This window comes from Segetibacter sp. 3557_3, from assembly GCF_004354985.1.
GTDB lineage: Bacteria > Bacteroidota > Bacteroidia > Chitinophagales > Chitinophagaceae > Segetibacter.
The window spans coordinates 41,609-57,652 of sequence record NZ_SMSK01000015.1 but is presented as its reverse complement, the minus strand read 5'-3'; the positions used below and the strand labels follow the sequence as shown (position 1 = coordinate 57,652).

The window sequence follows — 16,044 nt, the reverse complement described above, 5'->3', positions numbered from 1 at the left end:
TCTAGAAGAGGCGTAAGTGTCGTTCTAGTGCGACGCTTGAGTTGCCGCTACTGCTTAAGATTAAATACAACCTTGGCATTTTTTTGATCTGTGGAAGAAATAAACACTTCATATCGTTTTTCGGGGGTTGTAACCACCATAAGGGAAGTGTTTGGCGGAATAGATCCAAGGTTTTCAGCGACCATGACCAATTCATGATGTGGGTGGTCGGGATCTATCTGAAGCTTAAATGAAATTGGGCGTTGAGAGAGTCTTGCGTTTGAAACCAGCAGCTTATTATTATGGTAGATGGTCACGGTATCTCCGTCGATCTCTCCATTATCGTACAGTTCAAGTTTTATTTCACCTGGTTCGATCTCAAATTGTTTGATCAATGGATTAGCACGCCTGGTTAGCACGGCAGGCGGTGGCGGAAGAGGCTGGGGCTTTGGAGGTGCAGTTGGGATTGCCCGGGATATGGTATCTACTGGTGGCTTCGGAATCTCAGTAGCTTTTACGGGGCGGCTTGTTGCTGCAACAGGTGCTGGTTTTCGGGGTGAAGGCTTTGCAGGCGCTGGTGTTTTCTTTACCACAACCGGCGGTTTGGCTCGTGTAATCACTGGTGGTGGCGATTGTCTGACACATTCCCGAAAGGTTATGTCGTCCAGTGCAAAATCATTTCCACACCCGCCAGGGGAGTTGTTAATCATGGTTATCGTAAGAGCCTGCTCGGCTGGAGCAGTAAACTGTGCCCTGTATTGGGTCCATTCCGGTGTGTGCCGGCGAATCAATTCACCCGTTCCAAATTGGGCAACCAGTTTTCCGGAAGCGGTTTGCAGCCGGATTGTAATTTCCGGGAGTAAAGGAAATGGGCACTTTTCGCTAATCCGGCAAACATTCATCATCCAAACCCCAAATTCATAGGTTTTCCCGGGATGCAATCCATTTGCGCTGGTGTTGAAAAATGTTCCGCTTTCATGAGATGCATTTACCAGCAGCATATTACCCTGGTCATCGCCCGGGGTGTGATCTTCCCATAGTGTAAGCCAGTCTCCACGAAAGCAATCGCTGGTATATGGAGTATAGGTATAGTAACCATCGCTGGGGCAATACCTCGATACACGCCGGTAGCTGGCTAGCTCAGCGGTATTAAAGTCGGAAACGTAACCGCTACCAAAGTTGATTGTAATCTGTGGGGGCTTAAATGTGCAGTTTGCTATTTGCGACATGCCGGAAAGGGATATCGACACCAGGTACAATGAGAAAAGTAGTCTTTTCAACAGCCTTACTTTCTTACTAAGCTACTACAATTCGCCGTGAGTTCCTATGAACCACAACACCGCCCATAAATAATTTTTGCGGGAACATGAGATTGCTTTCAATTTCGATATGGTGTCGACTTCTGCAAAGCGGGTGACGGTTAGTTGTCTGCTTATCTGGTTAAACTTTAGGACTGTGTTACTGCCGTGATACGTTTCGGTACTCTCGTAGGATGGTTGATCAATATCATTGCCTATTTCCTTCACCTTCAACAGCTATACATATTATAGTTATTGAAGCTGAATTTTGAAACATGGATTAAGAAGTTCCGCTATCTTCGCACGCTGAAAATCCGGCCGTATCATGCAATGGCCTTTGTTCACAGAAAGCTTGTGAATTCAATATTATAGCTGAAAAGCTTTAAATGCTCATGTTGCCGGAACTGCAGGAAAGGTTGGGGATCCAGCAACTGCATGTGCAACAAACAGGTTCACCGCGATTCTAAAAACCGTAGGATAACAAATAAGATGGTATCTATTAAGGCTGAAAATCTCTCAAAAGCATATCAACTTGGCGAATTCGGAACAGGCACCATATCAAGGGACCTGGAAAGATGGTTTTCCAGGGTGCGAGGAAAGGAAGATCCCTTTCTAAAAATTGGAGAGACCAATGATAGAACCATCAAAGGGAAAAGCAACATTGTCTGGAGCCTTAAAGATATTGATTTTGAAATTTCGCAGGGTGATGCGGTTGGTATCATCGGCCGGAATGGTGCAGGTAAAAGCACCTTATTGAAAGTACTCAGCAGGGTAACAAGCCCAACTACCGGATTCATAAAAGTTAAAGGGAGAATTGCCAGCTTACTCGAAGTAGGAACCGGGTTTCATCCTGAGCTTACGGGGCGTGAAAACATTTTTCTGAATGGGGCCATCCTTGGGATGCGCAAGCGGGAAATTGCCTCGAAGTTTGACGAAATCGTCGATTTTGCCGGTGTGGAACGTTATATCGATACCCCCGTTAAACGCTACTCTTCCGGGATGTATGTTCGACTTGCCTTTGCAGTTGCCGCACACCTGGATTCGGAAATCCTGGTGGTCGATGAAGTGCTGGCGGTTGGCGATGCCGATTTTCAGCAGAAGTGTCTTGGTAAAATGGGAGAGGTGAGTAAAGGTGAAGGGAGAACAATCCTGTTCGTGAGCCACAACATGAACTCGATATCAACCCTGTGCAGAACGGCTATTCTTTTAAGTAATGGTAAAGTTCAGGGTATGGGCACTTCCGATGCCATTATATCACAATACCTGTCGAGCGAACTGGCCATTAACTTTCTTTGGCAAGGCAACATACGGAATTCGTTTTTTACGCTTACACAAATGGCACTTGTTAATGGTAGCCTCAAACCCATAGAAACCGGTACGGTCAAAAACAATGATCGTGCAGGCATCATGCTTGACTTTGAATTAACCGAATTGAATAAGTCGCTATGTGTTGGAATTGCGGTTTTCTCAAGCAGTGAAGATCTCTTATTCTGGTCGTACCAAACCGATATGCCGCAGGAAAACTGGGTAGAGTTCGAAACAGGCAAAAACAAGTTGGTCATATGGCTGCCGGAGCGCGTACTCAATGAAGGGGAATATACCGTGAAAGCAATGGTGAGCCTTCATTTTATCTCCTGGCTGATAGATCCGGTGCCAACCGCAGCAGCGATCAGGTTTAGTATTCGGGGCGGTTTAAGTGACTCAATTATCTGGAACGATAAACGTCCGGGAATACTTGCCCCGGTTTTGAATTACCAAAAAATAAACGGTTGATGTTAAAAGACCTAAGCACCAAGATAAACTTTCGCCTGAACCGTTATAAAACAGCTATCGTTTCGCGATTCGAACGTAGGCGCCTCTATAAAAAGTTCAAGGATCAGTACCGGGAGTTTTCGGCATTGGATAACACCGGACGGTTTACCATCAAATGGTCGGACCGCCAACCCTGTTTATACGACGCAACCGTTACAACGCCTTTTGAGCCTCATTACTTATACCACCCCGCATGGGCGGCAAGGATACTGGCACAAACAAGGCCCGAAAAACACGTTGACATCTCGTCAATCGTAAATTTCAACGCGGTTGCTTCAGCATTCATTCCAATCGAATTTTACGATTACCGGCCTGCCGAGATCAACCTGGATAACCTGAAAACAGGTGCCATCGACCTGACGAATATAGCATTTGAAAGCAATAGCATTGCCTCGCTATCCTGTATGCATACTGTCGAACATATAGGTCTTGGCAGGTATGGCGATCCACTAGATGCGACAGGGGACATCAAAGCTTTTAAGGAGTTAAACAGGGTTACGGCAATAGGCGGGAACCTGTTGATTGTTGTTCCGGTGGGTAAGGCACGAATACAGTATAACGCACATAGAATATACGAGCCAAAACAGGTGCTCTCGTACTTTACAAATTTCGAATTGATCGACTTTTCTATTGTGCTCGACGACGCATCCTACCACAAGGGCGCTTCTCTTGAAATGGCCGCGAACCAGTATTGGAGCTGCGGATGTTTTTGGCTTAAAAAGGTGAGTTAATATGATCGGTGTTAAGCTCAATGGGCGACTGGGAAATCAATTATTCCAGTACGCCTTTGCCTATAGCATAGCGAAAAAGCTAAATACCCCGTTTTATTTAGATACGCAGGAGCAAATTCTAATTGACCGGTATTTTGATGTACCGCTACCACTGTTTAATCGCTTTTTGAAATTACTTGAATTCAGGGGTGGACACAAAGTACGATTGGCCATACTCAGGGCTTTTCAAAAACGGTTTAAAACAGTTACTTTCCCCGACGCCGGTGATCCCAGAGAGCTGTTAGGCCAGGTGGAGGACGATACTTTTTACGAAGGCTTTTTTCAATCAAGAACATTCTTCCGCGAGTATGAGCAGGAAATAATTGCAAGGTTTCAAATTAAAAAACCTTTCCGGATCAACCCGGCTGCTCATTTTGAGCAAGGCTATGCTTCCATCCTGGTTCACGTAAGAAGAACTGATTACCTCAACATTTATTTTAAGGAGCTGAATACAACCAATGTTGCACTTTCGAAAGAATACTTCTACAAAGGGCTAGACCATCTTACTGCATCGATAAAGTCCAATTACAAAATATATGTAATCAGCGATGATATCAATTTGGTAAAACAAGAATTTTTAGACATACCTCACGAGGTGAAATACCTGCAAAATGCATTCGTGGTAGATTTACAATTGATCATGAACGCTGACTACCTCGTTATTTCCAACAGCTCGTTTTCGTGGTGGGGGGCTTTTTTGAATACGAAAGTAAAACAGGTTGTTGCCCCTAAGTATTGGTGCGGCGTTCCGTTGCAGAAATACCATCCCCTTGGCATTGCTGAGCGGCTTGCTTGGGAATGGATCTAAGCATTGCACGCCCCACATGAACGAACAAAGAAAGTAAGGATCACTTACATAATCCTTACTTCCCGTACATGCAGGGTTACGGATTAGTAAGTCCGCATTAACTATTCATCGTCTGGCTTGCAAGCACTTCATCAAGGTTGCTGTGTGCAGATGTAAAGCCTTCCTCAAAGCCCATTTCTAAGATCTTCGCCAGGTCCTCCTCACTTGATAAGGTAATTACTACTTGGACTGTTGTTCCTGAGCCTGTTTCAACAAAGGTGTTGGTCCAATGCATACGCGGAAATGTTTCATCTATGTTGCCGTCCTCATCGCAGAAGGCGTCGTACGCGGTAAAGCCTTGATGAGGATTGATGGTTTCATAGTCTTCACGTGCCCAGGTTTGTGTTCCATCGGGCCCTTCCATGCAATACAACCAAAATCCACCTTCTCGAAAATCCATCTTTTTTGTAATGGCTTTCCATGGCTTTGGTGCCCACCATAAATCCAGTATACTGCTATCCGTCCATGCATTCCAAACGTCTTCAACCGGTGCATTGAATTCCCTAATGATCGTAAGTTTTTTTTCACCTAAATCTTTGGTGATTTCAGTTTGCTTGATAGTTGTCATGATTTATTGTTTTTCGAGTTTTTTAAGACCTCATCCAAACGACTAAACCTGTCTTCCCACATGATGCGAAATTGTGTGAGCCAGGCATCAACTTCTTTCATCTTTTGGGCATTAAAGTGATAATAGATTTCGCGGCCGGATTGTTCCTGCCGTATGAGCTGGCACTCCGTGAGTATCTTCATGTGTTTGGAAACGGCTTGCCTGCTACTGTCGAAATGTTCAGCTACAGCATTTGGCGTCATGGCCTGCAGCGCGATCAAACTCAAAATAGCCCGCCTGGTAGGGTCGGCTATCGCCTGGAACACATCTCTTCTCATGGTAGTACAAAGTTGATTAGCAACTCTTCGGTTGCAAATATAAGCGCAACCTTCCGGTTGCGCAAGTGCATAAACCAGGAATCTATCGATTTATCAATATCATTATGTACCTGGCCGCTTACATCCAAATTGGTATGGGGTTTTGGCGCCAATCGTGCATATCGTGATTATATTCGTAAACCTGTTGGTGCGCACCAATGCGTGAGGGATTGAAGTGGAAAGCCCCGGGGAAAAAAGATATGATTGATGCCAGGCAGCGCGTAAGCCCCAAAAGCGCCCGGGCTTGGAACGAAAAGCCCGACCCCGCTTTTGGGCGGGGGCACGCCCAAACAATTCCCTCTGTTTACGAGCTATGTATGGTTAACTCGGAGCTTTTTTTGCCGTAGCAGTTGGTTATTCTACAGTTGTGGGCCTCAACTTCTCTGCCTGCTTTTTAAAAAGAAAATGGTACGTTTCTACCTGTGATCTTACTTCTTTATTTCCGTTTGCTGCAACGTACGTGTTGGATAATTCGTTGTCGAGCAAACGGGCTTTTACATTGTCGCGTAATTGGATATCGATCAATTCAATAATTTCCCTTTTTATTTTCTTATCGAATATAGGTACGGCAACTTCCACCCGGTGATCAAGGTTTCTCACCATCCAATCCGCAGACGAAATAAATACACGGTGTTTGCCATCATTTCTAAATATTAAGACCCTTGAGTGTTCAAGATATTCATCAACAATACTGATTGCATTAATGGGTTTTTTGAATTTATCATGTTCGGTTAATGCACAAAAAATGCCCCTTACAATCATTTTTACATTTACCCCAGCCTGTGCGGCTTCATAAAGTTTCTCAATTAAAAAACCATCGCTTAAAGAATTTAACTTTACCGTTATTCCCGCTTTCTTTTTTGTTTTTGCATTCCTGATTTCTTTATCAATCATTGCGATTAGTTCGCGACGCATATTGGTGGGACATACCAAAAGGGTTTGGCAGGTTTTCAGCGGATTGTTTTCGAGCTTAGGATTTTCAAGGTACCTGAACACGCGATTGATATCGGCCATTACCTTGGGGTTGCTTGTCATCAGGCAATGGTCACTATATATCTTGGCTGTTTTTTCATTGAAGTTACCCGTGCTGATAAATCCATATTGCATGATCCGTTCACCTTTCTTTTTCCGGATGATTCCAAGCTTTGCATGAACTTTCAAATTTTCTACACCAACAAGAACTTTTACCCCTTCATCCTCCAGTCTTTCCTTCCACTCCAGGTTAGCTTCTTCGTCGAACCTGGCCTTTAATTCAAGCATAACAATTACTTCTTTACCATTGCGTACCGCATTAATAAGAGCATTAATGATTTTTGAATTTGAAGCAAGCCGGTAAGCTGTAATCCTGATCATTGTTACTTCAGGATCCATGGCTGCCTCTCGTAAAAGATCGATGATGGGATTAAAAGAATGATAGGGAAAATGCAACATGACATCTTTCTCCATGATCACGTCCGTAACCATATGGGTGTTTAAAAAAGAAGGGTGGGTAAACGGCTTTAGTCTTTCACTCTTATTTTGAAATACATCCGGAAAGTCCATAAAGTGCCGGTAGTTGTGAATACGTCCCCCTGGTATAATATTGTCTTTTCTTGATAGATTTAGCTTCCTGGTTAGGTATTCCACGAGGCTCGCATCCATGTCTTTGTCGTAAACAAATCGAACGGTTTTGCCTTTTCGCCTGTTCTTTAATCCTTTTTCTATTTTTTGTATCAACGAAGTGGAAATGTCGTTATCAATATCCATTTCCGCATCTTTTGTTACTTTAAAAACGTTTGAAGTAAAATGGTCATAACTAAAGTAAGAGAAGATTTCCGGCAGGTTAAAACGAATGACATCTTCCAATAGCATAATGTGGTGTTCGCCGGGTTGTGATGGAAGCAGGGTAAACCGCCCCAATGTTTTTGAAGGGATTTCGATTAGCGCAAATTTTTTATCGTATGCCGTATCTTTCCTGCGCATAACCACCCCGAGATACAATGATTTTTCGCGCAGGTACGGAAACTGTGGAATGCTTTCGACCAGCAGTGGAATAACATTGCTTCTTACCTCTTCATCGAAATAATTTTTTACAAATTGCTGTTGTTCGAAATTCAATTCATTTTCGTTCACCAGGTAAATCTTTTCACCTTTCAGCTCTTCCATAATGCCATCCCATATCCGGTGGAATTCGTTTTGCTGCTGCAGTACGGTCAGCTGTATATCATCTAAAATCTGTTGGGGATTTTTTTCAAGGTGCATGTTCTTCTTGCCGCCCAGCTGCATCATCCGGTTTAACGTAGCTACGCGAACCCTGAAAAATTCATCGAGGTTATTTGAGAAGATACCCAGAAACCGGATCCTTTCCCTTAGCGGAACTTTGGGGTCGTTGGCCTCCTGCAACACCCTGGCGTTAAAACTTAGCCAGCTGATATCTCGCGCAATGATTTTTAATTTGTTCATGAGAAGGGTTATGGTTCAAAAATATAGAAGCCAGCCAACTGTGAATGTTAACTTTTGTACTTTGTAATCCAAACGTCCACTGGTGAGTGACTATAGAACCTTTGTTGTACAAAGTCAGCCAATAAGTTCATCCTTTCAATTGTTGTACCCAGCTGTTTAAATATAAACATCAAAGCTCAAATTTCTTATGAATGTAGCTGCCGCAATCCTGTTATTTACCCTAATAATGTTGACTTCTTGTAGCGCCGTAAAGGAAACTTCCGATTATCGTTTGAAGGGGGGATTGTATAAGATCACGGAGAAAGGCAAGCAACGTTATTATGCTTCTGTTGGTGAAACATCCATCAATTTCCAGCCGGTGTCGCGGAGTAGTAATGGGATAATAAAAGTAAATGATACTATGCCGGCGATGATCTTTCCTTCTATTCAAAATGCAGCAAAGCGCACTACGATTTTTAGTCAAAAAAGCCTTGACCTCGACGTGATCAGTATCGTTTTCAAATATCGTCCGTCCAGATCCGGTTTTCCCGGCCAGCTAAACACAAACTTTAATGCTGCCGGTTATATTGGTCACCGGAGGGACCTTTCTGTATTTTCTTATGAAAGAAACCCCGTGGGTATGTATGACAGGAGGATAGCGCATTTTGCATACAGCCTCGGTTTTTTTGGTGGGCTCGGTTCCACTGCAATCAACCCCTTTGTTACGCGAGATCCTCAAGCTCCTGAATACGATGGGTTGGTTATCACAAAAGGGCTTGCGAGTTTGATTGGTATAGGTAACCTTACTTTTGGTCTTGCTGTCGGCATTGATCACCTGGCTGATCAATATCGACGGCAATGGCTCTATCAGTCAAAATTGTGGACAGGATTTACGGTGGGCTTAAACTTAAATTAGGCGGATATTCGCACTACCCCTCTGCTACCGTTGGGCATTGAATACATTACTTGTTTAAGGCGACTCGATGGAAGTCGCATGTCGTCCCCCGATGATGTGCTTGCACAGGAGTTTTTGTACTTAGCCGAAGTACAAGGATTTAGCATTGTTGTGTCACTCACTTGTACGGCAAACCTTTTGGCAGCTTTTATTCCGGGGCGGAAGTGAAAAGCCGGCGATCCAGCAAACTTACCATGTTCCGGGCCAAAGTCTGTATCTGACTTGCCCGCTAATTATGAAGTGGTTAAATTACTATGTAATTGCTTTATAACAGAATGTTGGTTTCGAACGAGACGATTAGTGCTATTTTAGTGTATTATATTGTTATGACCCATTTTATTTTCAGCACATTCGTTGCTATCCTATTATTTTCTCCGGTCGATATTTATTCCCAGTTTTCCAAAGTAACAGTTTCCGGTACGGTTAAAGATGAGTCAAAAACGGTGTTGGCATATGTAAATGTCGTGCTCAAACAAGCAGCCGACAGCACTTTCGTTCTTGGGACGATAAGCAATGAGAAGGGAATATTCTCGTTTGGAAATGTGAACAGCGGAAACTATATCCTGGAGCTCACTTATGTTGGCTTCGAAGCTAAAAAGCAGGCTGTCCTCGTGGGAACCCTTAGCGCTTTTCTGGACCTTGGCGAAATCTACCTGGTTAAAACCCCCGGCCGTTTAGACTCTGTGATGGTTAAGGCAACCCAACAAAGCGGGGTGTCGGACAAAATGGATAAAAAAACATTTTCCATAGCTGGCAACATCAGCCAGGCTGGTGGTTCGGTATTGCAGGCGATGAATAATTTGCCTGGTGTAACCATTTCGCAGGATGGAAAACTTCAACTTCGCGGCAGTGATAAAGTTTCAGTGTTAATCGATGGGAAGCAGACAGCGCTTACAGGTTTTGGCGGCCAGGAAGGCCTGGACAATATTCCTGCTTCTGCAATTGAAAAAATTGAAATCATCAACAATCCTTCTGCCAGGTACGATGCCAATGGCAACGCAGGGATCATTAACATCATCTACAAGACCAATAAGCAGCAGGGCTTAAACGGTAAGCTTGCACTTACCACCGGACTAGGAGCTCTTTGGCAAAAACGTGCAAACCTGCCTGACGTTAGACCACAATACCAGGGAACACCAAAAATAAACCCTTCCGTACTGCTAAACTACCGTAAAAACAAGGTGAACACCTTTGTCAATGCAGACTGGCTCTACACGGAGACGCTCAACCGAAACGAATTTACCACCCGTTTTTACGATACTGGAGAGATCATCCAACAGCAGGTAAAGCGAAATCGAAACACCAGCTACGCAACTGTTAAAACAGGATTTGACTATACGATCAATAATCAAAATACTTTGAGTATCTCCGGGCTTTTTAACCGAGAAAAGATCATTGACCATGGGGATATTCCGTATTTCAACAATGATCTTACGAAGCGCAACCGCCTATGGCTTTTCGTGGAAGATGAGGTCAAGTATACGGCTACTGCATCGGCCGCCTACCAGCATAAATTCAGCCGACCGGGGCATCTGCTAAATGCGAATTATAATTACACCTGGCACCGGGAAGATGAGAAATATTTTTTTACAAACATATTGCCGTTGTTTACCGGGGAAGATGCATTTAAGCTGCTTTCAGACGAACATGTGAATGATTTTGCGCTAGACTATCAAAGGCCGTTAAAGCATGGACGGCTTGAAGCCGGTATGAAGCTTCGATACCGGACGATCCCGATCAATATGCAATTCTACCCGGGGATCAACTCACCAATTGACAGTAGTGCCGGTGGCTATGCCAACTACAAGGAAACTATCCCGGCCTTGTATGGCAACTACATTTATGAAAGTAAAAAGATCGAAGTGGAAGCAGGTCTGAGGCTTGAACACGTGAGGGTAGATTATGAAGTAAACCCAAATCATAACACTTACAAAAGTGATGGTTACACTTACAACCAACCGTTTCCAAACCTTCGATTTGCATATAAGATTAATGACAATAACAAATTTTCGGTTTTCTTCAACAGGCGGGTCGATCGGCCAAATGAAGTGGACATTCGGATATTCCCGAAGTATGATGAACCAGAGCTACTGAAGGTCGGAAATCCTGCATTGCGTCCGCAGTTTACCAACAGCATTGAACTCGGATACAAAAGGGGTAGAAGCAAAGGCACCTTCTATGCAGCCGTGTATCACCGGATGACCAACGGTACCATAACCCGGATTGCAACCCAAGTACCCGGAAGTACCATCCTTTACAACGTGTTTCAAAATGCCGGACGCAGTTACAATACCGGTTTGGAGCTGGTGCTCCAGCAACAGTTGTCACCGGTGTTTTCCTATAACATCAGCAGCAATGTTTACCGGAATACCATAAACGCTTTTTCAGTTACCAACAAGTACCCGGTTCCTATAGTTTATTCATCCGGGCGGGACCTCGCAACTTCGGGAAACATAAAAGTCAATGGGATGTTCCATTTTTCTAAGCAGGTGGAGCTACAGGTTACCGCAATCTACCTGGCACCCGACATCATACCGCAGGGTAAAATTGGCGCGCGAACATCTGTTGACATCGGAGTAAAAAAGCAGGTACAAAAGGGTAGAGGGGAGTTGTTTTTTAACGGTACGGATATCTTGAATACGCTTAACATAAAGAAGGAAATTACGGGTACTGGCTTCCGCTATGAGACTGTTGACTATTACGAAACGCAGGTATTTCGGATGGGTTACGGATACAAGTTTTAGGATGGCTGTATTCGACGTAGGGCATGCAACATCCGGCTTGCTGTTGCACCTTATTTCCAGGTTTTTCTATACTTGTTGGTATGAAGTGGGTTGAGCGATCTACTGCAACCTATAAACAGCATTAACGGCATGTCACCTGTTTTCCTGGAAATGTTTGATGATTGAGCCATTAGCTAAACTTTAGTGTTTGTTCCCTGCTTTATTCATCTTCGCAGGTAAGCACACGGTACATTTTTAGAGGTATAATCAAGCTGGTAAGCCGCTTTCAACAGCGTTGACACCACGCCGGCAATTACTACTTCACTTCTATGCATTTGGGGCAGCAGACCCATCATTGCATAGCTGATCGGGTTTACAGCCGCGATCAACGTTTCCCATTCATAACCTTCCCCCCAGATCAAACCTTTTACCGTTATTTCGAGGTTGGCCCCTTGGGCAATCAGAAACTCCATGACATCCTTCGACTGATTGCCATTTTGATTTACCGTATGAAAGATCGGTGTTTGTCCACCGAAGCCGTATTGGTCAACTCCCGCCCTGACATTAACATTTACTCCCTCTTGCACAAGCAATTTAGCGCAAGACAGGTGGTTGTATTCGGCCGCAATGTGCAGGAGAGAAGCTTCGAGTAAGGGTGTATAGGCACAACGTAAATCATAGGTGTTGTAAATTGCAGCAGGGTTTGTTGACAATGATTTTTCGAGCATTTGTTCGTCATCAAGCAAGACTGCTAATAGAGCAGGGTCGTCAAGCCTTAACCCGTAATCAACAAAAACTTTCATGCATTCCTTAAATCGGGGCGACCTGGTGTATTCGCTAACCAGTTCGAAAACGAGTGGGTGGTTGTTGTATGACTCGTTTGGATCAACACCATTTACAAAACAATGCCTGAGTCCTTCAACGGAATGGAGCTCGATGTCCACTAGCAGTTGCTGAAGCATGTCCATAGACTGAATTTTAAGGTGATCATCACGGTTTGCTGCAAAGAGTTCATGGTTATTGGCAGCGTACGTATGCAGTTAACCTCCGCAGGTGTCACCCCTTGGCGAGCCGTATTTTGGGAGTTGGAAGATGATCACGTCAAATATAGTTTAACGCTATAGAACAATCAATGTTTAACACGCTGTATTACATGTCTCATTTGACTCATAATTCTTACCTGACAACGATAATTGTGATTGCTAGCGAACGGTAAAATAACTGTTTGAGGGTGTCGGTTTATCACAACCCTTCATTATTGCCTTCTGTTTTGTTGCGCTGTTGTCCGAAGTTTCTGAGGTTGTACGAAAAAATCAACATGAAATATTGTTGCAACACCTGGCTCTGCTGATCTTCGATATAGTTCTCCCTAACCGTCCGGATAACGCAGCCCTCAACTCGTCTTCTACCGTGTTGAAATTTGCTGAATACGATGCGGTAAAATCAACATACTCGCTGACGTTACTGGCAATCACACTGCCTAAAGCATGGGTGGTAATCTTTGCATTTATTGAGTTCGTTTTTGATAATAACGGGTAACTTATTAAAACTTGCCCCGCCGTTCATATTGAAGTTTGATTTTATATACTTCAGCGGACAGCAAACTTAAAAAATGAACGGGTACTCGAAAAGCCGTCAAGGTTAACCGGTTTGGTAAGTTGTTGGCCGCTCCGGGGTACTACATCTTAGTAATGGAGGAGGGTGCAGGGGGGTTGGGTATTAAGGTATTGGGTAGTGCCGGGGAGGTGATCGGTTGATAAGCAATTAGAGGTGTGGGTAAAACGGTAATCTAGGGTCAGCGAGGGAATATTAAGGGCAAAGCCGGTATGGCTATGCTGTCATCCTGTTTTCGTCAATCTTGCGGACCGAGGTCTGTAACTCGCCAAACCGCTGCTGTTGAATTTTGTCGTACTCTTTTACATAATCGGGATGTTCGGTGCCACATACCCGGTCCCAAATCCTGAAGTAGAGTCCGTAGTTGCCCTTGAATTTGCTGTGGTGCAGGTTATGGTGAACGGAAGTATTTAGGACCTGGAACAGCCAGCTGTGCCTCAGGCCTTTTGGCATGATCTCGTAACCAAGGTGGCCATAAACATTGATGATGAAGCCAATCAGGACAAACAGGAAAATTGCCAGCGGGTGCATAGGTAAAACAAACGCGAGCACCACCATGATCCCACCCTCAAGAACAGACTCGGCGAAGTGAAAGGAGTACGAGGTCCATGGTGAAGGATTTACGGACTTATGATGTACAAGATGAGCCAGGCGGAATAGCCTCTTATGGTGCAGCAAACGGTGGATCCAATAAAAATAAGTGTCATGGATAACCAGACTTAGGGCGACACTTACGGGAAAGTACCACAAAGGGTAGTCGTCAATCCTTTGGTAGATGAGGGTATGGTCGACAATCGGGGTGTAAAGGATAACCGCGCCAATAATCGCGAAAATCAAACAGGACACCAGGGAATAACTTATCTCCCTGGCAAAGTCTGGATTCCCGGCAATCCTGCCCTGGATCTTTGCACGCTTCATCCGGGACGCAAAAAGCTTATAAAACACAATAAAAAAGAGTCCGGCAACAAGAAAATACCGGACAAGGGTTATCCCGAACATAACGCCAATACTGTTTACAATTCTTTCCATGCTGTTTTACTTGTAAGTATCCTTTTCCGCAATCTTAAACTAATCCGGTATGCTGCTTTGTGGATTGGCTACTGTTCAGCGGCATTATTCCAATTGAACAACAAAAGCACGAGCCCCGTATTGAATCCTTGCTTTAGCCCTCGTGCAAACCAATAGCAAAACTAAAAAGTAACGGTAAAATAGAGCATAACAATATGGGTTTTAACAAGCGTTTGCAGGTTAGTTTGGATGGACTTCAACCAGGAGGGATCGTCTGTCGCCAGCTAGTATCCTGGCTAAAAGGATATTCGACCTTCCGGAAAGATGGGGTTCAAGGGACCCTTGCCGTATGATCGGGGGGAAACCGTTCCGCCAAACTGACTGCCCACCCGTAGCTGTCGCCGTCGTGCAGGATCCTAAGGATAATCACTTACAGGTTTGAACATACCATGGCCCTGGAGAAAACTATCCGCCTCCGCGTCGTGTTGAGTCGCGCACGATTAAGGTTGATGGAATAACCACGCTTTCCCTTTTCAACACATAGCCGGGTTTGCTCAAGGCCTTAAGCAAAATGGTTGAAGCGACTTTCCCCATTTCGAAAGCGGGTTGGGTGATGGTGGTGAGTGAGGGATTAAGTATCGCCGCTGTCGGCAGGTTCGAAAAACTGAGCACCTTTACATCCGTTGGTATCTCGAGCCCAAGTTCGCGGCAAGCCAGGTAAACCGGGGATGTTAGTTTTTCAACAGAGGCAATGATCCCATCCGGTGCTGCCGGGGTCTGCAACAACCCTTTCACCAGTGCGGTATTTTTATCGATGTCGTCAGAGCAGCTTAAAACGTAATTGGCGCAAAAATCCAGGCCCTGATCCGCCAAGGCTTTTTTATAACCCTCTACCCGGTGATTGATAATCGATAACGTTGCAGAAATAGAGACCAAAGCAATTCTTTTACAGCCGCAATCAATAAGGTGTTGGGTTGCTTTGTAGCCGCCGTCAAAATCGTCCGTCGTAATTTTTGCCGTTTCAATCTCCTCGCAAACCCGGTCGAAAAACACGATTGGCATGCCTGAGTCGTAAAGTTCCTGAAGGTGACCACCGGCAGAGGTTTCTGCAGTAATTGACATCAGTACCCCATCTACTCTGCCGGTTTGAAAGTCCTTTAATATGGCAGCTTCCTTGGAAACACTCTCGTTTGTTAAATAGATCAGCACATGGAAGCCGGCCTGGTGTGCCATTGCTTCAATTCCGTTTATCGCAACGGCGAAGAAACTATCTGCAACTTCTGGCAACACCACTGCAATGGTTTTACTTTTCTTTTGGCGCAGGCTGCTTGCATGGAGGTTTGGCTTGTAGTGAAGTTTGTTGGCAAGTTCAAGAACCCTGCTTTTGGTACCCGCACTGATTTCGTAGCTGTCCTTTAACGCCTTCGACACCGTTCCGATGGAAAGATTAAGTTCTTTTGCCAGCAATCGAATGTTAACGTCAGGCATGGGTACCGGGTAACTGCTTACTGTAGACAGCAGGTTTAAAAGTAAAATCAAAGCAAGTTAACGAAAACGGTTTCGTGAATTTAGTTTGCCTTCTTTTCTCTTTTACAATCGAAAAAGACCAAATTAGCCTTACGATTGTGCTTGTTTCCGCTTAAACAGTTTGCCATGGTTTTTTCTGCCCTTCACTTACCTGCTCACCATACCG

General features: G+C 44.4%; 12 protein-coding genes. 5 read left to right on the top strand and 7 right to left on the bottom strand.

Going from position 1 to position 16,044, the window contains the following annotated elements; genetic code table 11:
* Positions 1 to 47 precede the first annotated feature (47 nt).
* Positions 48 to 1,259, bottom strand: a complete 1,212-nt coding sequence (locus tag EXU57_RS18985) for a hypothetical protein (protein ID WP_133269830.1) — start codon at positions 1,257 to 1,259, stop codon at positions 48 to 50.
* A gap of 507 nt (positions 1,260 to 1,766) precedes the next feature.
* On the opposite strand from EXU57_RS18985, the gene EXU57_RS25685 reads away from it, so the two are divergent.
* From EXU57_RS25685 to EXU57_RS18970, 3 genes are read left to right on the top strand one after another with little or no spacing between them, the layout of a single operon-like run.
* The gene (locus tag EXU57_RS25685; protein WP_165958203.1) at positions 1,767 to 3,050 is read left to right on the top strand and encodes an ABC transporter ATP-binding protein; all 1,284 of its coding nucleotides are present in this window, start codon (positions 1,767 to 1,769) and stop codon (positions 3,048 to 3,050) included.
* Positions 3,050 to 3,820 carry a DUF268 domain-containing protein gene (locus EXU57_RS18975; protein ID WP_133269828.1) on the top strand — a complete coding sequence of 257 codons (771 nt, stop codon included), beginning with the start codon at positions 3,050 to 3,052 and terminating at the stop codon, positions 3,818 to 3,820. The genes EXU57_RS25685 and EXU57_RS18975 overlap by 1 nt, the downstream gene beginning before the upstream one ends.
* Before the next feature lies 1 nt (position 3,821).
* Positions 3,822 to 4,667 carry an alpha-1,2-fucosyltransferase gene (locus tag EXU57_RS18970; RefSeq protein WP_133269827.1) on the top strand — a complete coding sequence of 282 codons (846 nt, stop codon included), beginning with the start codon at positions 3,822 to 3,824 and terminating at the stop codon, positions 4,665 to 4,667.
* 97 nt (positions 4,668 to 4,764) lie between these two features.
* Here EXU57_RS18970 and EXU57_RS18965 read toward each other — a convergent pair whose 3' ends face one another.
* The 3 genes from EXU57_RS18965 to ppk1 all read right to left on the bottom strand — a co-directional run bounded on the left by EXU57_RS18965 (position 4,765) and on the right by ppk1 (position 8,072).
* Complete coding sequence (locus tag EXU57_RS18965; protein ID WP_133269826.1) at positions 4,765 to 5,274, bottom strand: SRPBCC domain-containing protein; 510 nt, start codon at positions 5,272 to 5,274, stop codon at positions 4,765 to 4,767.
* A complete protein-coding gene (locus tag EXU57_RS18960) occupies positions 5,271 to 5,591 on the bottom strand; it encodes an ArsR/SmtB family transcription factor (protein ID WP_133269825.1) in 321 nt (106 codons plus the stop codon). The genes EXU57_RS18965 and EXU57_RS18960 overlap by 4 nt, the downstream gene beginning before the upstream one ends.
* Positions 5,592 to 5,984: 393 nt before the next feature.
* Positions 5,985 to 8,072 carry a polyphosphate kinase 1 gene (ppk1, locus tag EXU57_RS18955; protein WP_133269824.1) on the bottom strand — a complete coding sequence of 696 codons (2,088 nt, stop codon included), beginning with the start codon at positions 8,070 to 8,072 and terminating at the stop codon, positions 5,985 to 5,987.
* A gap of 187 nt (positions 8,073 to 8,259) precedes the next feature.
* Here ppk1 and EXU57_RS18950 point away from each other — a divergent pair, with 187 nt between their 5' ends.
* Positions 8,260 to 8,967: a hypothetical protein gene (locus EXU57_RS18950; protein ID WP_133269823.1), complete on the top strand. Its 708-nt coding sequence runs from the start codon at positions 8,260 to 8,262 to the stop codon at positions 8,965 to 8,967.
* Positions 8,968 to 9,332: 365 nt separating this feature from the next.
* Positions 9,333 to 11,750, top strand: coding sequence for a TonB-dependent receptor domain-containing protein (locus EXU57_RS18945; protein WP_133269822.1), 2,418 nt, complete (start codon positions 9,333 to 9,335; stop codon positions 11,748 to 11,750).
* A 203-nt stretch (positions 11,751 to 11,953) separates the two neighbouring features.
* On the opposite strand, the gene EXU57_RS18940 is transcribed toward EXU57_RS18945, so the two are convergent.
* The 3 genes from EXU57_RS18940 to EXU57_RS18930 all read right to left on the bottom strand — a co-directional run bounded on the left by EXU57_RS18940 (position 11,954) and on the right by EXU57_RS18930 (position 15,890).
* Positions 11,954 to 12,697 (bottom strand): ankyrin repeat domain-containing protein, encoded by a 744-nt coding sequence (locus EXU57_RS18940; RefSeq protein ID WP_133269821.1) that lies wholly within the window; start codon positions 12,695 to 12,697, stop codon positions 11,954 to 11,956.
* Between the two features lie 862 nt (positions 12,698 to 13,559).
* The gene (locus EXU57_RS18935; protein ID WP_207955533.1) at positions 13,560 to 14,372 is read right to left on the bottom strand and encodes a sterol desaturase family protein; all 813 of its coding nucleotides are present in this window, start codon (positions 14,370 to 14,372) and stop codon (positions 13,560 to 13,562) included.
* A 444-nt stretch (positions 14,373 to 14,816) separates the two neighbouring features.
* Complete coding sequence (locus tag EXU57_RS18930) at positions 14,817 to 15,890, bottom strand: LacI family DNA-binding transcriptional regulator (RefSeq protein WP_243745660.1); 1,074 nt, start codon at positions 15,888 to 15,890, stop codon at positions 14,817 to 14,819.
* Positions 15,891 to 16,044: the final 154 nt, after the last annotated feature.